This window comes from Novosphingobium sp. PhB165 (assembly GCF_004341845.1).
Lineage (GTDB): Bacteria > Pseudomonadota > Alphaproteobacteria > Sphingomonadales > Sphingomonadaceae > Novosphingobium.
In genome coordinates this window covers 592,861-611,885 of record NZ_SLVB01000003.1, presented here as the reverse complement: position 1 = coordinate 611,885, position 19,025 = coordinate 592,861, and the positions used below count along the sequence as shown (strand labels likewise).

The window sequence follows — 19,025 nt, the reverse complement described above, 5'->3', positions numbered from 1 at the left end:
GCCGGGCTCCGTTCACGTCCCCGGCTGGACGTAGGGCGCCGTTGCCCACAGTTCGCGCTGCCAGCCGCGCGGGTCGTTTTCCATGCGCACCGCGTCCCCAAACACCATCGTCGCGCGGGCGGGCAAGGCGTAGTTCGCCCAGTCCGCAATCCCCGGCCGTCCGGTCTTGGCGAGGCCGGTGAACGCCCCCATCATCGTCTTGCTCAGGGCCTGTGCCCCGGCGTCCGTGCCCGAAAAACTGCCCGCCGCATCGAGCGTGCCGAAGACATAGGGAATATCGTCCGTATGCGCCGCGCCCCGCAGCGGATCGACTGGGGAAGGCCGTTCAAGCTGATAGACCCACGTTGCCTGTGCGCCCGCTTTGGCGCGTTCGTCGGCTTCGATCACTTGCCCCGGCCATGAGCGCCCGGCGGTCGTGGCGGCATAGTAGACCTGCTCCGGCGTCCAGCCCGGCTCGCGGGCGCGGTACTGGTCCACCACCCATTGCGGGTCGAGGTCGATCTTGACCTCGCGACCCATGCGCTCGGCCAGGTTGGTCCAGTCGAGGCCCTTGAGCCGGGACCCGCGCGGATCGAGGAAATTGCGGGTTTCCTCATGGGTGTTGCCAAGGATCATCGGCACGGAAAGCGATTGCGGCGCGGCGTCGGGCCAGAACGGATGGCGCGGCAGGTTGGTCATGTCGAGCACCGGGCCGAAGTAAGCGGGGCCGCTGCCCATCACCGGATCGGTGGCGGCGAGGCCTTCGACCAGCCGTTCGATGGGCAGGGTGCGCAGGCCCTCGACATCGCCGGGCGCGAGCTTGAGCGCGGCCATCAGCGCCTGCGTGCGCGCCCATGCGTGCATTGGGCCACTGGCCTGCACCTGCTGGCCGCTCATGGTGGCGGCGGAGTGGAACAGGCCCTTGGCGGCGGGCATGGCCATGAGCGTGGCGATCTTGGCGCCGCCGCCGGACTGGCCGAACACCATGACCCGCGCCGGGTCTCCGCCGAATGCGGCGATATGGTCGCGCACCCATTGCAGCGCGAGGATCAGGTCGAGCTGGCCAAGGTTGCCGCTGTCCGCATAGCGCGCGCCGAAGGGTTTCAGCCATGCGTAGCCCAGCGCATTGAGGCGGTGGTTGACGGTGACGACCACCACGTCGCCCTGCGCCGCCAGCCGGGCGCCGTGGGTAAGGGGATCGGTGACCGAGCCGGTCGTGTAAGCGCCGCCGTGGAAATAGACCATGACCGCGCGTTTCGCGGCAGGGTTCGCCTCGGGCGTCCAGACGTTGAGGAACAGGCAGTCTTCGGACTGCGGCTCGCCGTCGAGGCCGCGTTGCGGGCAGATCGGGGCGAACTTTTGCGCCTCGGTGCGCGGACCGGTCCAGGGCTCGGCCACCGGGCGGGCAAAGCGCTCGGCGCGGCCGTAGCGGATGCCCTTGAAGGCCTGCACGCCCTGTTCGGTGAGGCCGAGATAGCGGCCAACCGCCGGAGTGGCCGGAGATCGGGCGAAAAGCGGGGCCGGAGTGGCTGCGAGAACGGCGGCGGACTTTACGAGGCTTCGGCGGGTGATTGCGGTATCGATCATGCTGTTCCCCCTCGCCCGCCGCCGTCCCGGATGTCATCCGGGGCGGCGTTTCAGCAGGTCGTTCTTATTTCAGAAAATCAGCGCCTTACATCGCCTCCGGCGATCGAGAACGCTTCCAGTTCCGCCTTGCCGATCAGGCTCATATCGCCGTGCAGCGAATGCTTGAGCACGGTGTAGGCGAGCCCGGAGTGTGCCATGGCGGCAAGGTCGCCGCCTTCCAACCACTGGTGCAGCACGCCCGCCGCGAAGGCATCGCCGGTGCCGATGCGGTCGACGATGTCGGTCACGTCGGCCTCGGCAGTCTGCACCGCGTCATCGCGCCCGTCGACGCGGGCGGCGATGCGGTGGTGACCCGCATTGACCACGTGCCGCGCGGTCGAGGCGATCACTTGCAGGTTGGGGAACGCGGCGAAGGCGGCCTCGGCAGCTTCGCGGCGGCGGTCGGAACCGTCACCGGAGAACGTCTTGCCCAGCAGCAGCGAGATGTCGCGGTGGTTGCCGATCATCACCGTGGCCGCGCCGACCAGCTCGTTCAGCACGGTGCAGGGATCGCTGTCCCAGCTTTCCCAGAGCAGTGCGCGGTAATTGCCGTCGAAGCAGATCGGCACGCCCGCCGCCTGCGCCGCGCGGACCGCCGCCTTGGCGAGTTCCACGCCGCCCGGTCCGAGCGCCGGCGTGATGCCGGAAAGGTGCAGCAGCTTCGCGCCGTTCAGCGCGGCGGCCAGATCGAAGTCCTCCACCGAGGACTGCGCAAAGGCGCTGCCCGCGCGGTCGTAAGTGATGGCCGAAGGCCGCAGCCCGGCGCCGGTTTCGAGGAAATAGAGCCCCATGCGGCCCGGCCCGGTGGTAACGCCGGAAAGCCCGACACCCGCCGCGCCCAAGGCCGCACGGGCCTTGTCGCCCAGCGGGTTGGCGGGCAGGCGCGAGACCATGCGGACCTGATGCCCCAGCGAGGCCAGCCCCGAGGCGACATTGGCTTCCGCCCCGCCGACAACCATGTCGAGCGAGTCGGACTGGACGACCAGCCGTGCGTCATGGGTAGCGAAACGGATCAACACTTCGCCGAAACAGGTAACGTGGCCAGTCATAGTCTAGAAATTCCTCAGCGCGCGAGCCACCCGCCGTCCACGGCGAGCACGTGGCCTGTTACATAATCAGACGCGGGTGAGGCAAGGAACACGGCAGCACCGGCGATATCCTTGGGATCGCCCCATCGGCCGGTCGGGATTCGCTCCAGAATCTGGCGGTTGCGCGTCTCGTCGCCTTGCAGGGCGGCGGTGTTGTTGGTGGAGATATACCCCGGCGCGATGGCGTTGACCTGCACGCCCTTGGGCGCGAGTTCGTTGGCCATGGCCTTGGTGACGCCGCCGACGCCCGACTTCGCCGCCGCATAGCTCGGCACGCGGATGCCGCCCTGGAAGGTGAGCAGCGAGGCGATGTTGACGATCTTCCCGCCACCTCTTTCGACCATGCCTTTCGCCGCGGCCTGGCTGAGGAAGAACAGCGTCTTGAGGTTGGTGTCCATCACCGCGTCCCAGTCTTCCTCTGAGAACTGGAGCAAGTCGTCACGGCGGATGATCCCGGCGTTGTTGACCAGAATGTCCACTTTGCCGAGGCCGGCAACTGCCTCGTCGATCACCCGCTGGACGGGCTCGATCGAGGAAAGATCGGCCTTGATGTTCACGCACTTGCGCCCGGTTGCTTCGATGAGCGCAATCGTTTCGGTGGGCTCGCTGCGGCCGGCGAGGGCGACGTCGGCGCCCGCTTCGGCAAGCGCCACGGCAATGGCCTGCCCGATTCCGGTGTTCGCGCCGGTCACCAGCGCGGCCTTGCCTGCGAGGCTGAAGGAAATCGCCATAAGTCTGTCCTGTCCCAATCTGACCGACCAAAAAAGGATCGGTCTTGTGCGACCTTAACCCGGACGTTCGGTTCCCCAGCTTCGTCATTGCGAGCGTAGCGAAGCAATCCAGAGGCGGTTTACGCGGCTCTGGATTGCTTCGTCGCTACGCTCCTCGCAATGACGAACGGAGGCGGAAGGGATTAAGGGCGGTTGAAGCGGTCGCGTTCTTACTGAAGCTGGCAGATATCCAGCACGTTCATGTCGGTATAGTCGAGGTTTTCCCCGCCCATGGCCCAGATGAACGCGTACTTCTTGGTGCCCGAACCCATGTGGATCGACCACGGCGGGCTGATCACGGCCTCTTCGTTGGCGATCACGATGTGGCGCATCTGCTCGGGCTCGCCCATGTAGTGGAAGATGCGGTCGTTCTCTTCGGGCAGTTCGAAGTAGAGGTAGATCTCGCTGCGGCGGTCGTGGAGGTGCGGCGGCATGGTGTTCCACACCGAACCTTCTTCCAGCACGGTAAGGCCCAGCAGCAGCTGCGCGCTCTCGCACACGCCGGGGATCACGAGCTGGTAGATCGTGCGCTGGTTCGAATTGGCAAGGTCGCCGCGCGCCAGCGGGTTGGCTTCGGCCAGCGTGATCAGCTTGATCGGGCAGGCCTTATGCGCCGGGACCGAGGCGATGTAGAACCGCGCGGTCTCACCCTCGAAAATCACCTCGTCCGAGCCCATCGGCACGTAGAGGCATTCCTTGTTGCCCACTTCGAAGCGCTGGCCATCGACCGTGATCGCGCCGGGGCCGCCGATATTGGTGATGCCGGCTTCGCGGCGTTCGAGGAAGGGCTTGCCTTCCGCGCTCTTGGGAACGGTCTGCGCGGGCAGCTTCAGCGGACCCTGCGAAGGCACCGCGCCGCCGATCACGAAGCGTTCGTTGTGCGAATAGTTGAGGTTGACCTTGCCGTCCTCGAACATGCCGGTGACGAGGTAGCGGTCGCGCAGTTCCTCGTTGGAGACGCACTCCATCATGTCCGGATGGGTGGCGTGGTAGGTCTTGCAGAACACGATGGCTCTCCCTTTTGGAATTCAGTTCCGTATAGAGGGACATTTCCCTCCTGTTTGGTCAAGACCTATCCGGTTTTGGTAACCGGTGTCAACGACAAGTGAAGACCATTTTGGCGTGGGTAAAATCCGGTTGACGCGGTTTTTGCCGGGAGCGGCTCAGGAAGAGCCCGGCGCGGTGACCGAGGCGCGGCGCACGAGATCCGAAAGGAACAGCGACTGGCGCGTGAATGCACCTTCCGGATCGATCAGCTTGTGCGCGGCAGCGGCGGCCATCGGCACGATCGGCCAGCGGACGGTGGTGAGTGGCGGCCAGATATGCGCGGCGATGGCGGTATCGTCGAAGCCGATGATGGAAAGCTGGGTGGGCACGTCGATCCCGCGTTCGCGCGCGGCGTGGAGCAACCCGGCCGCCATCTCGTCGTTGCTGGAGAAGACGGCGGTGGGGCGGGGGGAGGCATCCAGCAGGCGCTGCCCGGCCTCGTATCCCGATTCGAACTTGTAGTCTCCGCGCACGGCGAGCGCGGCGTCGGGTGCTAGGCCTGCCTCGGCCAGCCCCTCGATAAAGCCCTGTTCGCGTTCGAAGGCCGATCGGAAACCCGCCGGGCCCGCGATGAAGCCGATCCGCTTATGGCCGAGCCCGGCCAGCCAGGCCACGGCCTCTCGCACAGCCTGCCGGTCGTTCGAGGCCACCAGGTGGGCATCGTCATCGAGCCGGGCCGAACCCATGCGCACCAGCGTACAGCCGAGGTCACGGCAGACTTCCGCCAGCCCGTCGTTTTCCGAAATCGGCGGCAGCAGCAGCACGCCATAGAGCCGCTGCTGTTCGATGAAGTGGCGGATATCTTCCATCAGCGTGGGCGAATGGCGGTCCACCGGGCGGACCACCAGCGCGAATTCGGTATCGCGGATGGTCTGGAGAATGCCCTCCTGCACGCCCAGCACCATCTGCGCGTTAGGGTTGTCGTGGATCAGGCCGATCAGGAAATTGCGGCGCAGGGCAAGGGCGCGGGCCTGCGGATTGGGCACGTAGCCCAGATCGGCAATGACCGCCTCCACCTTTTCCCGCGTGGTCTGGTTGAGCAGGGGGGACTTGTTGATGACCCGGCTGACGGTCTTTTTCGAAACGCCGGAAAGGCGCGCGACATCGTTGATCGTGGGCTTGGCGTCGCGCTTCATTCCATTCGGCATCCCAACCCGCGTTTCAGACCGTGGTCCAGACGCCAAGTCTGATCCCCGAATGGACCCTTGCTCGCTTGCTTCCGTGTTCTCAAGTGGCCTTTTCGCCATCTGCTTGCCTTCTGATTGACCGGGAGGCAAGATGACACCGGTTTCCGAAACAGGAAAGCCCGGATAGATCACCCTGCCGATGGCGCCGGGGATTCCTTCCGGCATTCGCATCCATTGTTGGCGAGGACAGGCCGGGCAGGGATCCGGAAGCCCTATTTGGATTTGCGTATGACACCGGTTTCCTATAGCCCGATTTTCCGATAGCGATGCGAGCAATTGGATATGGGGTCGGAAAACGATGGCTATAGCCGGAACGAAGGTGGAGGGATGAGTTTGACCGAGCAGGCGAAATCGATCGCAGAGGCATTTGTAACCGCGCGGCGCGAAAAGCGCGCGCTGGCGACCTATCCCGGCGAGGCGCCTTCCGATCTCGATGCGGCCTATGCGATCCAGGGCGCCGCGCTGGCGTTCGACGGGCGCGAGGTGGTCGGCTGGAAAGTCGGCAAGATCAACGCGCCCGACGATGCGCGTCTGGGCGCCGAGCGTCTGGCCGGGCCGATCTTCGCGGACAGCGTGGTTGAGGCATTCGCTGGCGAAGCGCCGGAAATGCCCGTCTTCGCAGACGGTTTCGCCGCTGCCGAGGCGGAGTTCCTGCTGCATGTCGCGCCCGGCTGGAACGGCGTGGTTCCGGCCGACGATGCGGGTACGCTTGCCGTGCTCGACGCGGTGCACATCGGCATCGAGATCGCCAGCTCGCCCTATCCCGGCATCAATGCCGATGGCCCGCCGGTGACGATCTCGGACTTCGGCAACAATGCCGGCATGGTCATCGGCCCGGTCCTCGAAGGTTGGGAAGATGCGGATTTCAATGCGATTTCCGTGCGGGTCGAGATCGATGGCGCCTTGATCGGCGAGGCGACTACCGCCACCATGCTCGACGGGCCGCTGGGTGCGGTGCGCTTCCTGCTCGCCAACCTTTCGGCGCGCGGGATCGATTGCAGCGGCGGCACCTGGGTTTCGACCGGGGCGGTTACCGGGGTTCATCCGGTCGTGCCGGGGCAGGGCGTTCTTGCGCATTTCGCCGGACAGGGAACGGTGGCCAGCATCATCGTTGCAGCGGTGCCGGCCTGAGCAGACAGCGATCGGCAGGCACGAAAAGAACGCCGCCGAAATGGGAGCAGGATCAATGGATGCAGGTATCGCAGGGCAGGCGGGCGGTGATCATGCGCCGCCACCGGTAGGAGGCCACGCGGGCCCGAGGCCGGACCCGGTCGGCCTTCACCCCGGCGCGGGCCGCTATCGCTGGACGATCGTGGCGCTGCTCTTCGCGGCAACGGCGATCAACTATGTCGACCGCCAGATGATCGGCGTGCTCAAGCCGACGCTGGCGGCGGAGTTCCACTGGAGCGAATCCGATTTCGCCGGGATCGTCTTCTGGTTCCAGCTTGCCTACGCCATCGGCTATCTCTCATTCGGCAAAGTGGTCGACGTGGTGGGCGCGCGGCTGGGCTATACCATCGCCATCGTCATCTGGACGGTGAGCCACATGGCCCACGGCTTTGCTACCGGCATCGTCTCCTTCGCCGCTGCGCGCTTCGGCCTCGGCATTGGCGAATCGGGCAATTTCCCGGCGGGCATCCGCGCGGTGACCGACTGGTTCCCGCAGAAGGAACGCGCTTTCGCGATCGGCCTGTTCAATGCCGGCGCCAATGTCGGCGCGATCATCACGCCGCTGCTGGTGCCGCTGCTGGTGCTGTGGTTCGACTGGCGCGTGGCCTTCTTCGTCACCGGCATCTTCGGCATCGCCTGGCTCGGGGCCTGGTACCTTGTCTACCGCCACCCCAGCGAGCACGGCCGCGTCACCCCCGGCGAACTGGCATGGATCCAGCAGGACCCGGCCGACCCGGTCGAGAAGATCGGCTGGACCCGTCTGCTCACCGTCAAGGAAACCTGGGCCTATGCGCTCGGCAAGTTCCTGATCGACCCGATCTGGTGGTTCTTTCTGTTCTGGCTGCCGGGCTACCTGTTCGAGCGCTATCACCTCGATCTCAAGACCTTCGGCCTGCCGCTGGCGGGGATCTACCTGATTTCCGACCTTGGCAGCGTGGGTGGCGGCTGGCTGTCCTCCAAGCTCATCAAGGCGGGGCGCACGCCCAACTTCGCCCGCAAGGTGACGATGCTGATCTGCGCGATCTGCGTGCTGCCGATCTGGTTCGCGCAGTCGATCGACAGTGTCTGGACCGCTGTGCTCATCATCGGTCTTGCCACGGCCGCGCATCAGGCTTTCTCGGCCAATCTCTACACCCTGCCGTCGGACATGTTCCCGCGCGGCGCGGTGGGTTCGGTGGTCGGCATCGGCGGCACCGTGGGCGCGTTCGGCGGCATGGGCATGGCGCTGTTCGCGGGATACATCCTCGACGCCACGCACAGCTACGAAGTGCTCTTCGCGATTTGCGCGAGCGCCTATCTGGCGGCGCTGCTGGTGGTGCATCTGCTCAGCCCGAAGCTGGCTCCGGCGCAGGTTTGACGTGGTAAGCGGGTGGAGGTTAGTCCTTCACTCGCTCCGCAGCATTTTCAAGTCAGGTGGAATCACCTGACGGCTCGGAAAATGCGGCAAACAAAAACGAAGCGAGTGAAGGTCAGTCCTTCACCCGCTTCGCCGCCCATTCGAGATCGGCGATGAATTCGGCCTGCACTTCGGTCGGTCGCAGCGAGGCGCGGGTGGTCATGCCGATCAGGCGCGTGAAATTCTCCGGCAGCCGCGCCAGTTCGCAGAGCCAGCCTGCTTCCAGTTCCACCGTCACCTGATCGGGTGAGAGCACGGTGAGGAAATCGCCGCCCATCATCACTTGCCGGATCATCATCACCGAGCCCGATTCCACCGGGACCTTGGGGTGCGGCAGGCCGTGCCCCTCGAAATAGCGCTCGAAGGAATCGCGCAGCGGCGTGCCCAGCGGCGGCAGCGTGAAGGGATAGCGGGCAAGGTCGGCGGGGGTGGGATCGGTGCCCTCCAGCGGATGGCCTTTGCGGCCGTAGACGGCGGGCCGGTCTTCGAACAGCGGGCTCTGGACCAGATCTGGCTCGATCAGCGGATCGCGCAGCGCGCCCACCATCAGGTCCAGCACGCCGCCGCGCAGCGGCTCCACCAGTTCGGCGCGCGAGCCTTCGATGATGGTCAGCTTCACATGCGGACGGCGCGCGAGAAACCGCGCCACGGCGGCAGGCAGGACGCGCGCGCGGGAGAGCGGCATCGCGCCCACCGCGATATGCCGCGTCTCCACCCCGCGCAGCGCGGCGACCTCGGACAGGCCCGCTTCCAGCTCCACTTTGGCAAGCCGGAACTCGCGGGCGAGCTGGGTGCCCGCCTCGGTAGTGATGACGAACTTGCCCCGGCGCACCACCAGCGGGCGGCGCAGCGCCAACGACAAGTCATTGACCGCGCGGTGAATCGAGGGGAGCGACAGCCCGGTTTCCTGCCCGGCTCCGGCATAGGAGCCGGTCTCCACCAACGCCAGCAGCGCGCGCAGGCGCGACATGGTGACGTGCGGACTGTTCACATGATCGAGCGCGGCATCGATGCGCGGGGCCAGGATCTCTCCGGCGCGGGTGGGCACCATGCCGTCGTGACGGCGCTCGAACAGCGGCAGGCCGATCTGCGACTCGAGCCGGGCCAACGCCTGTGTTATGGCCGGCTGACTTAGATTAACTGCCAGGGCAGCCGCATTGACCGTGCCCAATTCCGCGATTTTTGCGACAGCTCGCAAGTGTCGAAGGTTGAGACTCCAGATATCCATGGCATCGTTCTTAGCTAAATCCTATGACGTGTCCAAAGTTTCTCTTTCCCCTTGAACAGGGGCAGGGCCAAGACAGGATCGCCCGAACCGGCCCGCCAGATCGCGCTGGCCGAATCCAAAGATCGAAGGAGAGCAGGTCATGAGTGGCATCGTCGTCCAGAACATCGAACGTGCCGATCCCGCAGTGATCGACGGCCTTGCCCAGTGCGGCGTCGCCACGGTCCACGAAGCGCAGGGCCGCACTGGCCTGCTCGCCAGCTACATGCGCCCGATCTATCACGGCGCCCGCATTGCCGGCTCGGCGGTGACGATCAGCGCGCCTCCGGGCGACAACTGGATGGTCCATGTCGCCATCGAACAGCTCAAGGAAGGCGACATCCTGCTGCTCGCGCCGACGTCGCCTTGCGAGGACGGCTACTTCGGAGACCTGCTCGCCACCAGCGCGATCGCGCGGGGTTGCCGTGGTCTGGTGATCGATGCCGGCGTGCGCGACGTGCGCGATCTGACCGAGATGCAGTTCCCCGTCTGGTCCAAGGCCGTCTGCGCGCAAGGTACCGTCAAGAACACGGTAGGTTCCGTCAATGTGCCGGTCGTCTGCGCCAATGCCGCCGTGCGCCCGGGCGACGTGATCGTGGCCGACGATGACGGCGTGGTCGTGGTGCCGCGCGAAAAGGCTGCCGAAGTGCTCGCCGCCGCGCAGGCCCGCGAAGCCAACGAAGGCGAAAAGCGCGAGAAGCTGGCCGCCGGCGTGCTCGGCCTCGACATGTACAAGATGCGCGAGCGCCTGGAGAAGGAAGGCCTCAAGTATGTCTGAGCGGATCACCTCCTGGCACTCGGCGCCCAGCAAGCCGCTCTACACGCCGCCCGCCGGCGCGGTGGATGCGCATTGCCATGTGTTCGGCCCGATGGCGCAGTTCCCGTTCAGCGCCAAGGCGAAGTACCTGCCCGAAGATGCCGGTCCGGACATGCTGTTCGCTCTGCGCGATCACCTGGGTTTCGCCCGCAACGTGATCGTGCAGGCCAGCTGCCACGGCACCGACAATGCCGCGACGCTGGACGCCATCGCCAAGTCGAACGGCAAGGCGCGCGGCGTTGCGGTGGTCGATCCGGCGATCTCGGATGCGGACCTCGCCAAGCTGCATGAAGGCGGCATTCGCGGCATCCGCTTCAACTTCCTGAAGCGCCTTGTCGACGATGCGCCGAAGGACAAGTTCCTCGAAGTCGCCAGCCGCCTGCCCGAAGGCTGGCACGTGGTGATCTACTTCGAGGCGGATATCCTTGAGGAAATGCGCCCTTTCATCGATGCGATTCCGGTGCCGGTCGTCATCGACCACATGGGCCGCCCGGACGTGACGCAGGGGCCGGACGGCGTGGACATGAAGGCGTTCCGCACGCTGCTCGACAGCCGGGACGACATCTGGTTCAAGGCCACTTGCCCGGACCGTCTCGACCCGACGAACGACCCGTGGAACAAGTTCGCCGAAGCGGTGGCGCCGCTGGTGGCGGACTATCAGGACCGCGTGATCTGGGGCACCGACTGGCCGCACCCGAACATGCAGGACAACATCCCCGACGACGGCCACCTCGTGGACATGATACCCCGCATCGCGCCCACGGCAGAGCTTCAGCAGAAGCTGCTGGTGACGAACCCGATGCGGCTTTACTGGCCCGAGGAACTGTGATTACCCGCCGTGCGGCGCACCACGGGGCGCCGCACGGCGGTTTCGATTTCCGGGGAGACAGGACATGCGCTGGCGTGAAATGCGCGAGGAAGACGTGGCTGCCGTGGCCGAAGTGGCCGAAGCGGTCCACCTCGACTACCCGGAGAACCCGGCGGTCTTCGCTGCCTGTTTTCGGCTCTATCCCTCAGGCTGTCATGTGCTGGAAGACGAGCAGGGCCGCGTTGCGGGCTATCTCGTCTCGCACCCCGGGCGGCAGGATCGACCGCCAGTATTGAACCATCCGATGACGGCTCTTGCCGAGCCGTTCGACTGCTATTTCCTGCATGATCTTGCGCTCGGCGCCGCCACGCGCGGGCGGGGGCTTGCGGGCAGTGCGGTGCGGATCGTGCTCGACGAGGCGCGTGCGCGCGGGCTGGATCGGGTGGTGCTGATCGCGGTGGGCGATGCCCATGGGTTCTGGGAAAAGCAGGGTTTTGGGTTGGTTGGCGATGGGCTGCTCGATCCGGCGAAGGGGTACGGCCCCGAGGCGCGGATGCTGGCGCGGGCTATCTGAAGGGGGCAATTCGCTCGCTCCCTCCGATTCATCAAAACATAACGTCGCCCCCGCGAAGGCGGGGGCACCGCTTCCTTTTCCCTTGGCCGCAAGAACAAGCGGGGTCCCCGCCTTCGCGGGGACGACGGGGTGTTATGGGTGAGGTTTGGTGATCCGGGCGAAGCCTCAGCCTCGCTCAACCTGCGCGATCCAGTCGGCAAGGTTGTAGTGGTTCGAAACCCGCGCGATGCGCCCCAGTTCGATGTCGAAAAACGCCCCCACGCGCAAGGCATAGGACTGGCCCGAAGCCTCCGGAAGTCCCTCATCAGTCTGGATATATTCGCCGGTAAGACGAAACTCCGCCGAGGCGTGCGAACCATCGGGCGTGGCCAGAACTACAGGCTCGTGAACATGCTCGCGATAGCAGCGGTTCATGTGCGCGAGGAACTCGGCGAAGGCCGTCTTGCCGTGGCGCGGCTGGCCTTGACTCGGTTCGTGCACCACGTTCTCGGCCAGCAGCGACAGCATCGCGTCCACGTCGCGGCGGTTGAACGCGTCATAGTAGTCCGCGATCAGGGCGATGCTGTCGTGTGCGCTCATACCTTCAGCCTCTCCGCATGCCAGCCCACATGGTCCGCCATGAAGCTGGAGATGAAGTAGTAGGAATGGTCATAGCCCTCCTGCATCCGGATCGTCGCAGGCTGACCGGCCTTGGCGCAAGCCTCTTCCAGCAGGTGCGTCTTCAGTTGGCCTTCGAGGAAGCCGTCCGCCGTGCCCTGATCCACCAGCAGGTCTGGCAGCCGTGCGCCGTCCTCGATCAGCGCGCAGGCGTCGTAATCACGCCACGCCGAACGGTCCGCACCGATGTAGCCCGTCAGCGCCTTCTCGCCCCAGGGGCAGTTCAACGGCGAGACGATCGGCGCGAAGGCGCTGACCGAGCGGAAGCGGCTGGGATCACGCAGCGCGATCGTCAGCGCGCCGTGGCCGCCCATCGAATGGCCGGTAATGCCCTGCCGCGCCATGTCGGCGGGGAAGTGCTCGGCGATCACGGCGGGAAGCTCGGTCTCGATGTAGGCGCGCATGCGGAAGTTTGCGCTCCACGGCTTCTCCGTCGCATCGACGTAGAAGCCCGCGCCCTTGCCGAAGTCATAGCCTTCGTCGTCCGGCACATCGTCGCCGCGCGGGCTTGTATCCGGCGCGACGAAGATCACGCCATGCTCTGCACAGGCGCGGCGGAACTCGCCCTTTTCGGTGACGTTGGCGTGGGTGCAGGTCAGCCCCGAGAGATACCACAGCACCGGCAGCTTCGTGCCCGGCGCATGCTCGGGCACGAAGACCGAAAAGGTCATCGGTGTGCCGGTCTCGGCGGAGGCGTGGGTGTAGACACCCTGCACCCCGCCGAAAGCCCGGTTGGTGGAGACCGTCTCCATCAGTAGACGACGACCGAACGGATCGACTTGCCTTCGTGCATCAGGTCGAACGCGGTGTTGATCTCTTCCAGGCCCATGACGTGGGTGATCATCGGGTCGATCTCGATCTTGCCGGTCATGTACATGTCGACGATCTTCGGCACATCGGTACGGCCCTTCGCCCCGCCGAACGCGGTGCCGCGCCAGTTCCGGCCGGTGACGAGCTGGAACGGGCGCGTCTCGATGGTCTTGCCCGCTTCGGCCACGCCGATGATGATCGAGGTGCCCCAGCCGCGATGGCAGGCTTCCAGTGCGGTGCGCATCACTTCGGTATTGCCGGTGGCATCGAAGGTGTAGTCCGCGCCGCCGTCGGTGATCAGCACGATCTTGGCGACCACGTCCTCGCGGCTCATGCCCTTGGTGTTGAGGAAGTCGGTCATGCCGAAGCGGCGGCCCCATTCCTCGCGGTCCGGATTGATGTCCACGCCGATGATCTTGTTGGCGCCGGCAAGGCGCGCGCCCTGGATCACGTTGAGGCCGATGCCGCCAAGGCCGAAGACCACCACGTTGTCGCCCACCTGCACCTTGGCGGTGTTGATGACCGCACCGACGCCGGTGGTGACGCCGCAACCGATGTAGCAAGAGGACTGGAACGGCGCGTCTTCACGGATCTTGGCGACCGCGATCTCGGGCAGAACGGTGAAGTTCGAGAAGGTCGAGCAGCCCATGTAGTGGTAGATCGGCTGGCCCTTGTAGGAAAAGCGCGTGGTGCCGTCCGGCATCAGGCCCTTGCCCTGCGTGGCGCGGATCGCGGTGCAGAGGTTGGTCTTGCCCGAAAGGCACGACTTACACTGGCGGCATTCCGGGGTGTAGAGCGGGATCACGTGGTCGCCCGGCACCACTGAAGTGACGCCCGCGCCCACTTCGCGCACGATGCCGGCGCCTTCGTGGCCCAGCACCGAAGGGAAGATGCCTTCGCTGTCGAAACCGTCCAGCGTGTAGGCATCGGTATGGCAGATGCCCGTGGCCATGATCTCGACCAGAACTTCGCCCGCCTTGGGGCCTTCAAGATCGAGTTCGACGATTTCGAGCGGCTTCTTCGCCTCGAAGGCGACGGCGGCGCGGGTCTTCATGGGGTATGCTCCTTGAACTGCTGGCGCGCTTTGTAGGACCGGCGAGTTCTGTGATAAAGCGCCCGTTCTGAAAAGTATTATCACCGTATGGGGAAAATGATGCTCGGCCAGTGGGACGGGATCGAGGAGTTCGTGATGGTGGCGCGCCACGGCAGCTTCACGCTGGCGGCGGAGGCCTATGGCGCCAGCGTAACGCATATGAGCCGGGCGCTGGCGCGGCTGGAAACGCGGCTGCAGGTCCAGCTGATGCTGCGCACGACGCGGACCCTGCGGTTGACGGAAACGGGCCAGATCTTCCTGGAAACCTGCCGCCGCCTGATCGAGGAACGGGACGAGGCGATTGCCGCCATCACTTCACAAGGCGAGCCGCGCGGGCATTTGCGCGTCACCTGTTCCTATGCGCTGGGCGAGAAGTTCGTGGCGCCGCTGGTGCGCGAACTGTCGCAGGCCTATCCGGCGATCTCGGTGACGCTGGACCTCGACAATGCGCTCGTGGACCTGATCGCGGAGGGGTACGATCTGGCCATCCGCACCGGCCATCTCGATGATTCCCGGCTGGTTGCGACGCGCGTGGCCAGCCGCGCGCTGGTGACGCTGGCCTCGCCCGCCTACCTCGATGCGCATGGACGGCCGCAGGATCTGGCGGACCTCAGGCATCACGAATGCCTCGTCGGCTCAGCGGCGCAGTGGCATTTCACCGGGGGCAAGACTTTCCGCCCGCAAGGCCGCTGGCGCTGCAACAGCGGCAATGCCCTGCTGGAAGCGGCGCTGGCGGGCATGGGGCTATGCCAGTTGCCTGCCTTCTACCTAGGCGATCATGTCGCGGCGGGGCGGCTGGAGCCGGTCTTGGCGGAACTGGCGCCGGAGGAGGAGCCGATCTGGGCGGTCTATCCGCAGCGGCGGCATCTCTCGCCCAAAGTCGGCGCGCTGGTAGCACATTTGCGGGCAAACCTCCCCGCGCGGCTGGCGGAGGCGAGCGCTTAGGACTCGCTGACGGTCAGCACACCAATTCCATCAGCATGCGCGGGGCATGGATGATCAGTTCGCGGTCGTCGCGGCTGATGATCCCGCGCCGGATCAGCGCGGCGATCGCGCGCGAGGCGGTTTCGCGCGTGGTATTGGCCGAAAGCGCCAGCATCGTCACTTTGGGTGCCGGGGCAATGCGGTCGGCACCGGCGGCCAGCGAGAGCAGTTCGGCATAGACGCGGCCCGCCGCCGAATAGGTCGTGCGCGCCATCATCCGGTCAAGCGCGCGGTCCAGCTGGCGGGCGAGCAGACGGGCCATGCCCGCGCCGATCTGCGCATCCTCCGCCACGAGTTCGGCGATGCGCACGGCCTCTGCCCGCAGCAGGTTGGTTTCCATCAGCGAGGCGATTTCCGCCCGGTGGACAGTCGGCATGGGATAGGCGCCGAAGAATTCGCCGGGGCCGTACTGGGCCAGCTGCTGGCGCTGGCCTTCCAGCCCGAAAGCCTCGATTCGCACGCCGCCGTCGATCACCAGCCAGCAATGGTGCGATTCCTCGCCCTGACGGGCCAAAATATCCCTTGCGGCAAGCCGATGGGGCATCATCACGCGGGCGAGTTTCTCGGCCGAGAGGCGGTCGCACCGAAAGATCGTGCGGATAATCTCGATTTTCTCGTCGGAATCCAAAAACCAGCCCCTTCGTCGCACCCCTTGCGACCGAACCCACCCGATCGCGCTTAACCGATTTTAGCCATGGGGCGGAAGTCGTGATTCCCTGCGGAGCGTGATTTCGGTCACACGGTGTGGATTTTGCCTCAGGTAGGAAGAGGGTGCGACCCGAAGGCGGCTCTGAAAAGAGCAGCCACATTCCTTGGCCCGGAAGCCCAGTGCTTCCGGGCCTTTTTTCTTGCCTGCGTCAGTTTGGGGCGGAAATGGGCGGTTCGGCCGGGAATCGCCTGCACCGATTGCTGGCGATACTTCGCCGTCACAACCGTATTCGTGCGCAATAGCCGATCCCGCTATCGCCTCCCAACTTATCAAGATTGACGGGAGCTTCGGCCGGCCCGTATAAATATCTGGCTATCCAGACGGATAGTGCGGTCGCCGGGACAGTTTCCCGCAAGCCATAAAAACAATCGACACGTCTCAGATCCCGTGGATGCCAGTTCCGCTTGCATCCGCAATCCATCGCGCGCGAAGGGGATTTTGTGCTGTTGAGCATGGCCGACTGCCCAAGATCGCCCGGACGCCGCGTGCTCGTTACGCTGCTCGTCCCTCTATTCAGCCTCTCCGCCTGTTCGTTCGCGCCTGCCTATACGCAGCCGCCGCTGCCGGTGCCCGATCGCTATGCGGGCGCGCCGGAGGGACGGTCCATCGCCGCGCTCGACTGGCAGGCGTTCTTCCGCGAGGCGCAGCTTCAGGTACTTATCACGCAGGCGCTGGCCAACAGCCGGGACATCCGGCTGGCCGCCGCCCGCGTGGCCGAGGCGCGCGCGGCGTGGCGGATCGAGGGTTCCTCGCTCTACCCGCAGCTGGACGCGGTCGGCACCGGTACGCGCGGCCGCACGCTGGTGACGGGCACCGACCAGTACGCCGACATCAAGCAGGTCACCGCCCAGCTCAGCGCCAGTTGGGAGATCGACTTCTGGGGCCGCCTGCGCAACTTGCGCGATGCGGCGCGCGAACAGTACCTCGCCAGCGAGGAGGCGCGGCGGGCGGTCGCCACCGATCTCGTCTCGCAAGTGGCGCTCGGCTACCTGCTCGAACGCGAGTACGAGGAACGCGCCGAGCTTGCCCGCCAGTCGATCACCACGCGTGAGGAAACCCTGCGGATCATGCGCCGCCGCTACGAGGTGGGATCGGGCAACAAGCTGGACATGGCGCAGTCGCAAGTCCTGCTCGCGCAGGCGCAGACGACGATGCAGGCGCTCGATCAGGACCGCGAGGTCAACCGGAATGCGCTGGCGCTGCTCGTGGGCGCGCCGGTGCAGATCGCGCCGGGTTCGCTTGGGCTCTCGGGTGATTTTCCCGAATTCACGCTGCCGCCGGGGCTGCCTTCGGAACTGCTGGTCAATCGGCCCGACGTGGTTTCGGCCGAGCACCAGTTGCGCGCCGCCAATGCCAATATCGGCGCGGCGCGCGCGGCCTTCTTCCCCAATATCAGCCTGACCGGGGCCTACGGCACGTCCAGTTCCGCGCTGGACGGCCTGTTCAGCGGCGGCAGTGCCGCGTGGAGCTTTGCGCCGACGATCGTCATGCCGATCTTCAACGCCGGGCGGCTGCGGGGCAATCTCGACGTGGCCAAGGCACGCCGCGATCAGGCGGTGGCAACCTACGAGCAGACCATCCAGTCCGCCTTCCGCGACGTGTCGGACGCGCTGGTGCGCCGCCGCCAACTCGCCAAGCAGATAGAGACCACGCGCACGCTGGTGGAGGCGCAGCGCGAGCGGGCACGACTGGCGCAGCTGCGCTTCGATAACGGGCGTTCGGCCTATCTCGAAGTGCTCGACGCCCAGCGCGATCTTTTCGATGCCGAGCAGGCGCTGGTGCAATTGCGCCGCGCCGAACTGGCCAGCGTGGTTACTCTCTATTCCGCTCTGGGCGGCGGCTTCCCGGCCAACCAGCCATTCGAGACCACGACACCTACCAGCGAGGGGCAGTGACGATGAACAAGACCTGGCTTGTCAGGGGGCTGATCGTCGCGGCGCTGATCGCCGTGGCTTTCGGCTTGTGGAAGTTGCTGACGCCCTCGGGCCTTCCGGAGGGCATCGTCGGCGGCAACGGCCGGCTTGAGGCGACCGAGATCGACATCGCCTCCAAGTCGCCCGGCCGCATTCGCGACATCGTGGTCGACGAAGGGCAGATGCTGAAGGCGGGCGATATTGTCGCGCATATGGATGTGGACGTGCTGGCCGCGCAGAAGGCGGAAGCCGAGGCGCAACTGGCCGAAGCGCAGAACACGGTGCTGGTGACACAGACCCAGGTCGCTCAGCGTGAGGCGGAGAAAGCGGCGGCCGACGCCGTTGTGCGCCAGCGGCTGGCCGAGCTGAACGCCTCGCGCAAGCGGCTCACCCGCTCGGGCACATTGGCGCGCGAGGGCGCGACTTCGGTGCAGGAGCGCGACGACGACGCCGCGCAAGTGGAGGGCGCTTCCGCCGCCGTGGAGGCGGCGCGCGCGCAAGTGGCCTCGGCGCAAGTGGCGATCACCAATGCGCGCAATCAGGTGATCGGCTCCGGCTCGCGGGTGGAGGCCACGCGGGCGACGATCCAGCGCATCGAGGCCGATATCAACGACGCCACGCTGCGCTCCCCGCGCGACGGGCGCGTACAGTTCCGGCTGGCCCAGCCCGGCGAAGTCGTGGGCGCCGGTGCCCGCGTGGTCAGCCTTGTCGACCTCAGCGATGTGACGATGACCTTCTTCCTGCCCGCCACCGCCGCCGGTCGGCTGGCCATCGGCAGCGAGGCGCGCATCGTGCTCGATGCTCTGCCGAACACGCCGATTCCCGCGACGATCAGCTTCGTGGCCGATGTCGCGCAGTTCACGCCCAAGACCGTGGAGACTGCGAACGAGCGCGAGAAGATGATGTTCCGGGTCCGCGCCCGGATCGCGCCCGCGCTGCTGCGCCGCTACATGAGCCTGGTGAAGACCGGCCTTCCCGGCATGGCCTATGTGAAGATCGATTCGAAGGCGGAATGGCCTGCCTCGCTCCGGTTGAGTGGGGCACTGGCGAAGCCGGAAACGAAAGCGGGGCAGTGAGCCGGGGGAGGTGACCTTGTCCCCGTCACTCGCCGGTCCCCCCGGAAGCCCGGCAGC

At 66.0% G+C, this 19,025-nt stretch carries 18 protein-coding genes; 8 read left to right on the top strand and 10 right to left on the bottom strand.

Going from position 1 to position 19,025, the window contains the following annotated elements:
- Positions 1–12: 12 nt before the first annotated feature.
- The 5 genes from EDF56_RS11325 to EDF56_RS11305 all read right to left on the bottom strand — a co-directional run bounded on the left by EDF56_RS11325 (position 13) and on the right by EDF56_RS11305 (position 5,646).
- Positions 13–1,566, bottom strand: coding sequence for a carboxylesterase family protein (locus EDF56_RS11325; RefSeq protein WP_132387338.1), 1,554 nt, complete (start codon positions 1,564–1,566; stop codon positions 13–15).
- Positions 1,567–1,643: 77 nt separating this feature from the next.
- Positions 1,644–2,654 (bottom strand): sugar kinase, encoded by a 1,011-nt coding sequence (locus EDF56_RS11320; RefSeq protein ID WP_132387336.1) that lies wholly within the window; start codon positions 2,652–2,654, stop codon positions 1,644–1,646.
- A 14-nt stretch (positions 2,655–2,668) separates the two neighbouring features.
- The gene (kduD, locus tag EDF56_RS11315) at positions 2,669–3,424 is read right to left on the bottom strand and encodes a 2-dehydro-3-deoxy-D-gluconate 5-dehydrogenase KduD (protein WP_132387334.1); all 756 of its coding nucleotides are present in this window, start codon (positions 3,422–3,424) and stop codon (positions 2,669–2,671) included.
- A gap of 209 nt (positions 3,425–3,633) precedes the next feature.
- Positions 3,634–4,470 (bottom strand): 5-dehydro-4-deoxy-D-glucuronate isomerase, encoded by an 837-nt coding sequence (gene kduI / locus EDF56_RS11310; RefSeq protein ID WP_132387332.1) that lies wholly within the window; start codon positions 4,468–4,470, stop codon positions 3,634–3,636.
- Between the two features lie 156 nt (positions 4,471–4,626).
- The gene (locus tag EDF56_RS11305; protein WP_132387330.1) at positions 4,627–5,646 is read right to left on the bottom strand and encodes a LacI family DNA-binding transcriptional regulator; all 1,020 of its coding nucleotides are present in this window, start codon (positions 5,644–5,646) and stop codon (positions 4,627–4,629) included.
- 378 nt (positions 5,647–6,024) lie between these two features.
- Here EDF56_RS11305 and EDF56_RS11300 point away from each other — a divergent pair, with 378 nt between their 5' ends.
- Together EDF56_RS11300 and EDF56_RS11295 are read left to right on the top strand one after the other, a co-directional pair.
- Positions 6,025–6,828 carry a 2-keto-4-pentenoate hydratase gene (locus EDF56_RS11300; RefSeq protein ID WP_132387328.1) on the top strand — a complete coding sequence of 268 codons (804 nt, stop codon included), beginning with the start codon at positions 6,025–6,027 and terminating at the stop codon, positions 6,826–6,828.
- A gap of 55 nt (positions 6,829–6,883) precedes the next feature.
- The gene (locus tag EDF56_RS11295) at positions 6,884–8,224 is read left to right on the top strand and encodes an MFS transporter (protein WP_132387325.1); all 1,341 of its coding nucleotides are present in this window, start codon (positions 6,884–6,886) and stop codon (positions 8,222–8,224) included.
- Positions 8,225–8,336: 112 nt separating this feature from the next.
- Here the strand turns inward: EDF56_RS11295 and EDF56_RS11290 are convergent, their stop codons facing one another.
- Positions 8,337–9,491: a LysR family transcriptional regulator gene (locus EDF56_RS11290; RefSeq protein ID WP_132387323.1), complete on the bottom strand. Its 1,155-nt coding sequence runs from the start codon at positions 9,489–9,491 to the stop codon at positions 8,337–8,339.
- A gap of 139 nt (positions 9,492–9,630) precedes the next feature.
- Here EDF56_RS11290 and ligK point away from each other — a divergent pair, with 139 nt between their 5' ends.
- The 3 genes from ligK (at position 9,631) to EDF56_RS11275 (ending at position 11,726) form a co-directional block, all read left to right on the top strand.
- The gene (gene ligK, locus EDF56_RS11285) at positions 9,631–10,305 is read left to right on the top strand and encodes a 4-carboxy-4-hydroxy-2-oxoadipate aldolase/oxaloacetate decarboxylase (protein WP_132387321.1); all 675 of its coding nucleotides are present in this window, start codon (positions 9,631–9,633) and stop codon (positions 10,303–10,305) included.
- On the top strand, positions 10,298–11,173 hold the full coding sequence (locus EDF56_RS11280) for an amidohydrolase family protein (RefSeq protein WP_132387319.1): 876 nt from the start codon (positions 10,298–10,300) through the stop codon (positions 11,171–11,173). The genes ligK and EDF56_RS11280 overlap by 8 nt, the downstream gene beginning before the upstream one ends.
- 64 nt (positions 11,174–11,237) lie before the next feature.
- Entirely contained in the window at positions 11,238–11,726 is a 489-nt protein-coding gene (locus tag EDF56_RS11275) for a GNAT family N-acetyltransferase (RefSeq protein ID WP_132387317.1), read from the top strand.
- A 165-nt stretch (positions 11,727–11,891) separates the two neighbouring features.
- Here EDF56_RS11275 and EDF56_RS11270 read toward each other — a convergent pair whose 3' ends face one another.
- The 3 genes from EDF56_RS11270 to EDF56_RS11260 are packed head-to-tail and all read right to left on the bottom strand — an operon-like array spanning position 11,892 to position 14,247.
- The gene (locus EDF56_RS11270) at positions 11,892–12,305 is read right to left on the bottom strand and encodes a ketosteroid isomerase-related protein (protein WP_132387315.1); all 414 of its coding nucleotides are present in this window, start codon (positions 12,303–12,305) and stop codon (positions 11,892–11,894) included.
- The gene (fghA, locus tag EDF56_RS11265) at positions 12,302–13,135 is read right to left on the bottom strand and encodes an S-formylglutathione hydrolase (protein ID WP_132387313.1); all 834 of its coding nucleotides are present in this window, start codon (positions 13,133–13,135) and stop codon (positions 12,302–12,304) included. Before fghA ends, EDF56_RS11270 begins: the two co-directional genes overlap by 4 nt.
- Positions 13,135–14,247, bottom strand: a complete 1,113-nt coding sequence (locus EDF56_RS11260; protein WP_132387311.1) for an S-(hydroxymethyl)glutathione dehydrogenase/class III alcohol dehydrogenase — start codon at positions 14,245–14,247, stop codon at positions 13,135–13,137. The genes fghA and EDF56_RS11260 overlap by 1 nt, the downstream gene beginning before the upstream one ends.
- A 96-nt stretch (positions 14,248–14,343) precedes the next feature.
- Here EDF56_RS11260 and EDF56_RS11255 point away from each other — a divergent pair, with 96 nt between their 5' ends.
- Entirely contained in the window at positions 14,344–15,231 is an 888-nt protein-coding gene (locus EDF56_RS11255) for a LysR substrate-binding domain-containing protein (protein ID WP_132387309.1), read from the top strand.
- Positions 15,232–15,244: 13 nt separating this feature from the next.
- Here EDF56_RS11255 and EDF56_RS11250 read toward each other — a convergent pair whose 3' ends face one another.
- On the bottom strand, positions 15,245–15,898 hold the full coding sequence (locus tag EDF56_RS11250; RefSeq protein ID WP_132387307.1) for a Crp/Fnr family transcriptional regulator: 654 nt from the start codon (positions 15,896–15,898) through the stop codon (positions 15,245–15,247).
- Positions 15,899–16,431: 533 nt separating this feature from the next.
- Here EDF56_RS11250 and EDF56_RS11245 point away from each other — a divergent pair.
- On the top strand, positions 16,432–17,874 hold the full coding sequence (locus tag EDF56_RS11245) for an efflux transporter outer membrane subunit (protein ID WP_132387505.1): 1,443 nt from the start codon (positions 16,432–16,434) through the stop codon (positions 17,872–17,874).
- A 2-nt stretch (positions 17,875–17,876) separates the two neighbouring features.
- Positions 17,877–18,968, top strand: coding sequence for an HlyD family efflux transporter periplasmic adaptor subunit (locus tag EDF56_RS11240; protein ID WP_207904679.1), 1,092 nt, complete (start codon positions 17,877–17,879; stop codon positions 18,966–18,968).
- Positions 18,969–19,025 lie beyond the last annotated feature (57 nt).

Bases quoted from the DNA above. Each gene is read 5' to 3' on its own strand.
- EDF56_RS11325 (WP_132387338.1), bottom strand. From the start codon at position 1,566: ATGATCGATACCGCAATCACCCGCCGAAGCCTCGTAAAGTCCGCCGCC.
- EDF56_RS11320 (WP_132387336.1), bottom strand. From the start codon at position 2,654: ATGACTGGCCACGTTACCTGTTTCGGCGAAGTGTTGATCCGTTTCGCT.
- kduD (WP_132387334.1), bottom strand. From the start codon at position 3,424: ATGGCGATTTCCTTCAGCCTCGCAGGCAAGGCCGCGCTGGTGACCGGC.
- EDF56_RS11305 (WP_132387330.1), bottom strand. From the start codon at position 5,646: ATGAAGCGCGACGCCAAGCCCACGATCAACGATGTCGCGCGCCTTTCC.
- EDF56_RS11300 (WP_132387328.1), top strand. From the start codon at position 6,025: ATGAGTTTGACCGAGCAGGCGAAATCGATCGCAGAGGCATTTGTAACC.
- EDF56_RS11295 (WP_132387325.1), top strand. From the start codon at position 6,884: ATGGATGCAGGTATCGCAGGGCAGGCGGGCGGTGATCATGCGCCGCCA.
- EDF56_RS11290 (WP_132387323.1), bottom strand. From the start codon at position 9,491: ATGGATATCTGGAGTCTCAACCTTCGACACTTGCGAGCTGTCGCAAAA.
- ligK (WP_132387321.1), top strand. From the start codon at position 9,631: ATGAGTGGCATCGTCGTCCAGAACATCGAACGTGCCGATCCCGCAGTG.
- EDF56_RS11280 (WP_132387319.1), top strand. From the start codon at position 10,298: ATGTCTGAGCGGATCACCTCCTGGCACTCGGCGCCCAGCAAGCCGCTC.
- EDF56_RS11275 (WP_132387317.1), top strand. From the start codon at position 11,238: ATGCGCTGGCGTGAAATGCGCGAGGAAGACGTGGCTGCCGTGGCCGAA.
- EDF56_RS11270 (WP_132387315.1), bottom strand. From the start codon at position 12,305: ATGAGCGCACACGACAGCATCGCCCTGATCGCGGACTACTATGACGCG.
- fghA (WP_132387313.1), bottom strand. From the start codon at position 13,135: ATGGAGACGGTCTCCACCAACCGGGCTTTCGGCGGGGTGCAGGGTGTC.
- EDF56_RS11260 (WP_132387311.1), bottom strand. From the start codon at position 14,247: ATGAAGACCCGCGCCGCCGTCGCCTTCGAGGCGAAGAAGCCGCTCGAA.
- EDF56_RS11255 (WP_132387309.1), top strand. From the start codon at position 14,344: ATGATGCTCGGCCAGTGGGACGGGATCGAGGAGTTCGTGATGGTGGCG.
- EDF56_RS11245 (WP_132387505.1), top strand. From the start codon at position 16,432: ATGGCCGACTGCCCAAGATCGCCCGGACGCCGCGTGCTCGTTACGCTG.
- EDF56_RS11240 (WP_207904679.1), top strand. From the start codon at position 17,877: ATGAACAAGACCTGGCTTGTCAGGGGGCTGATCGTCGCGGCGCTGATC.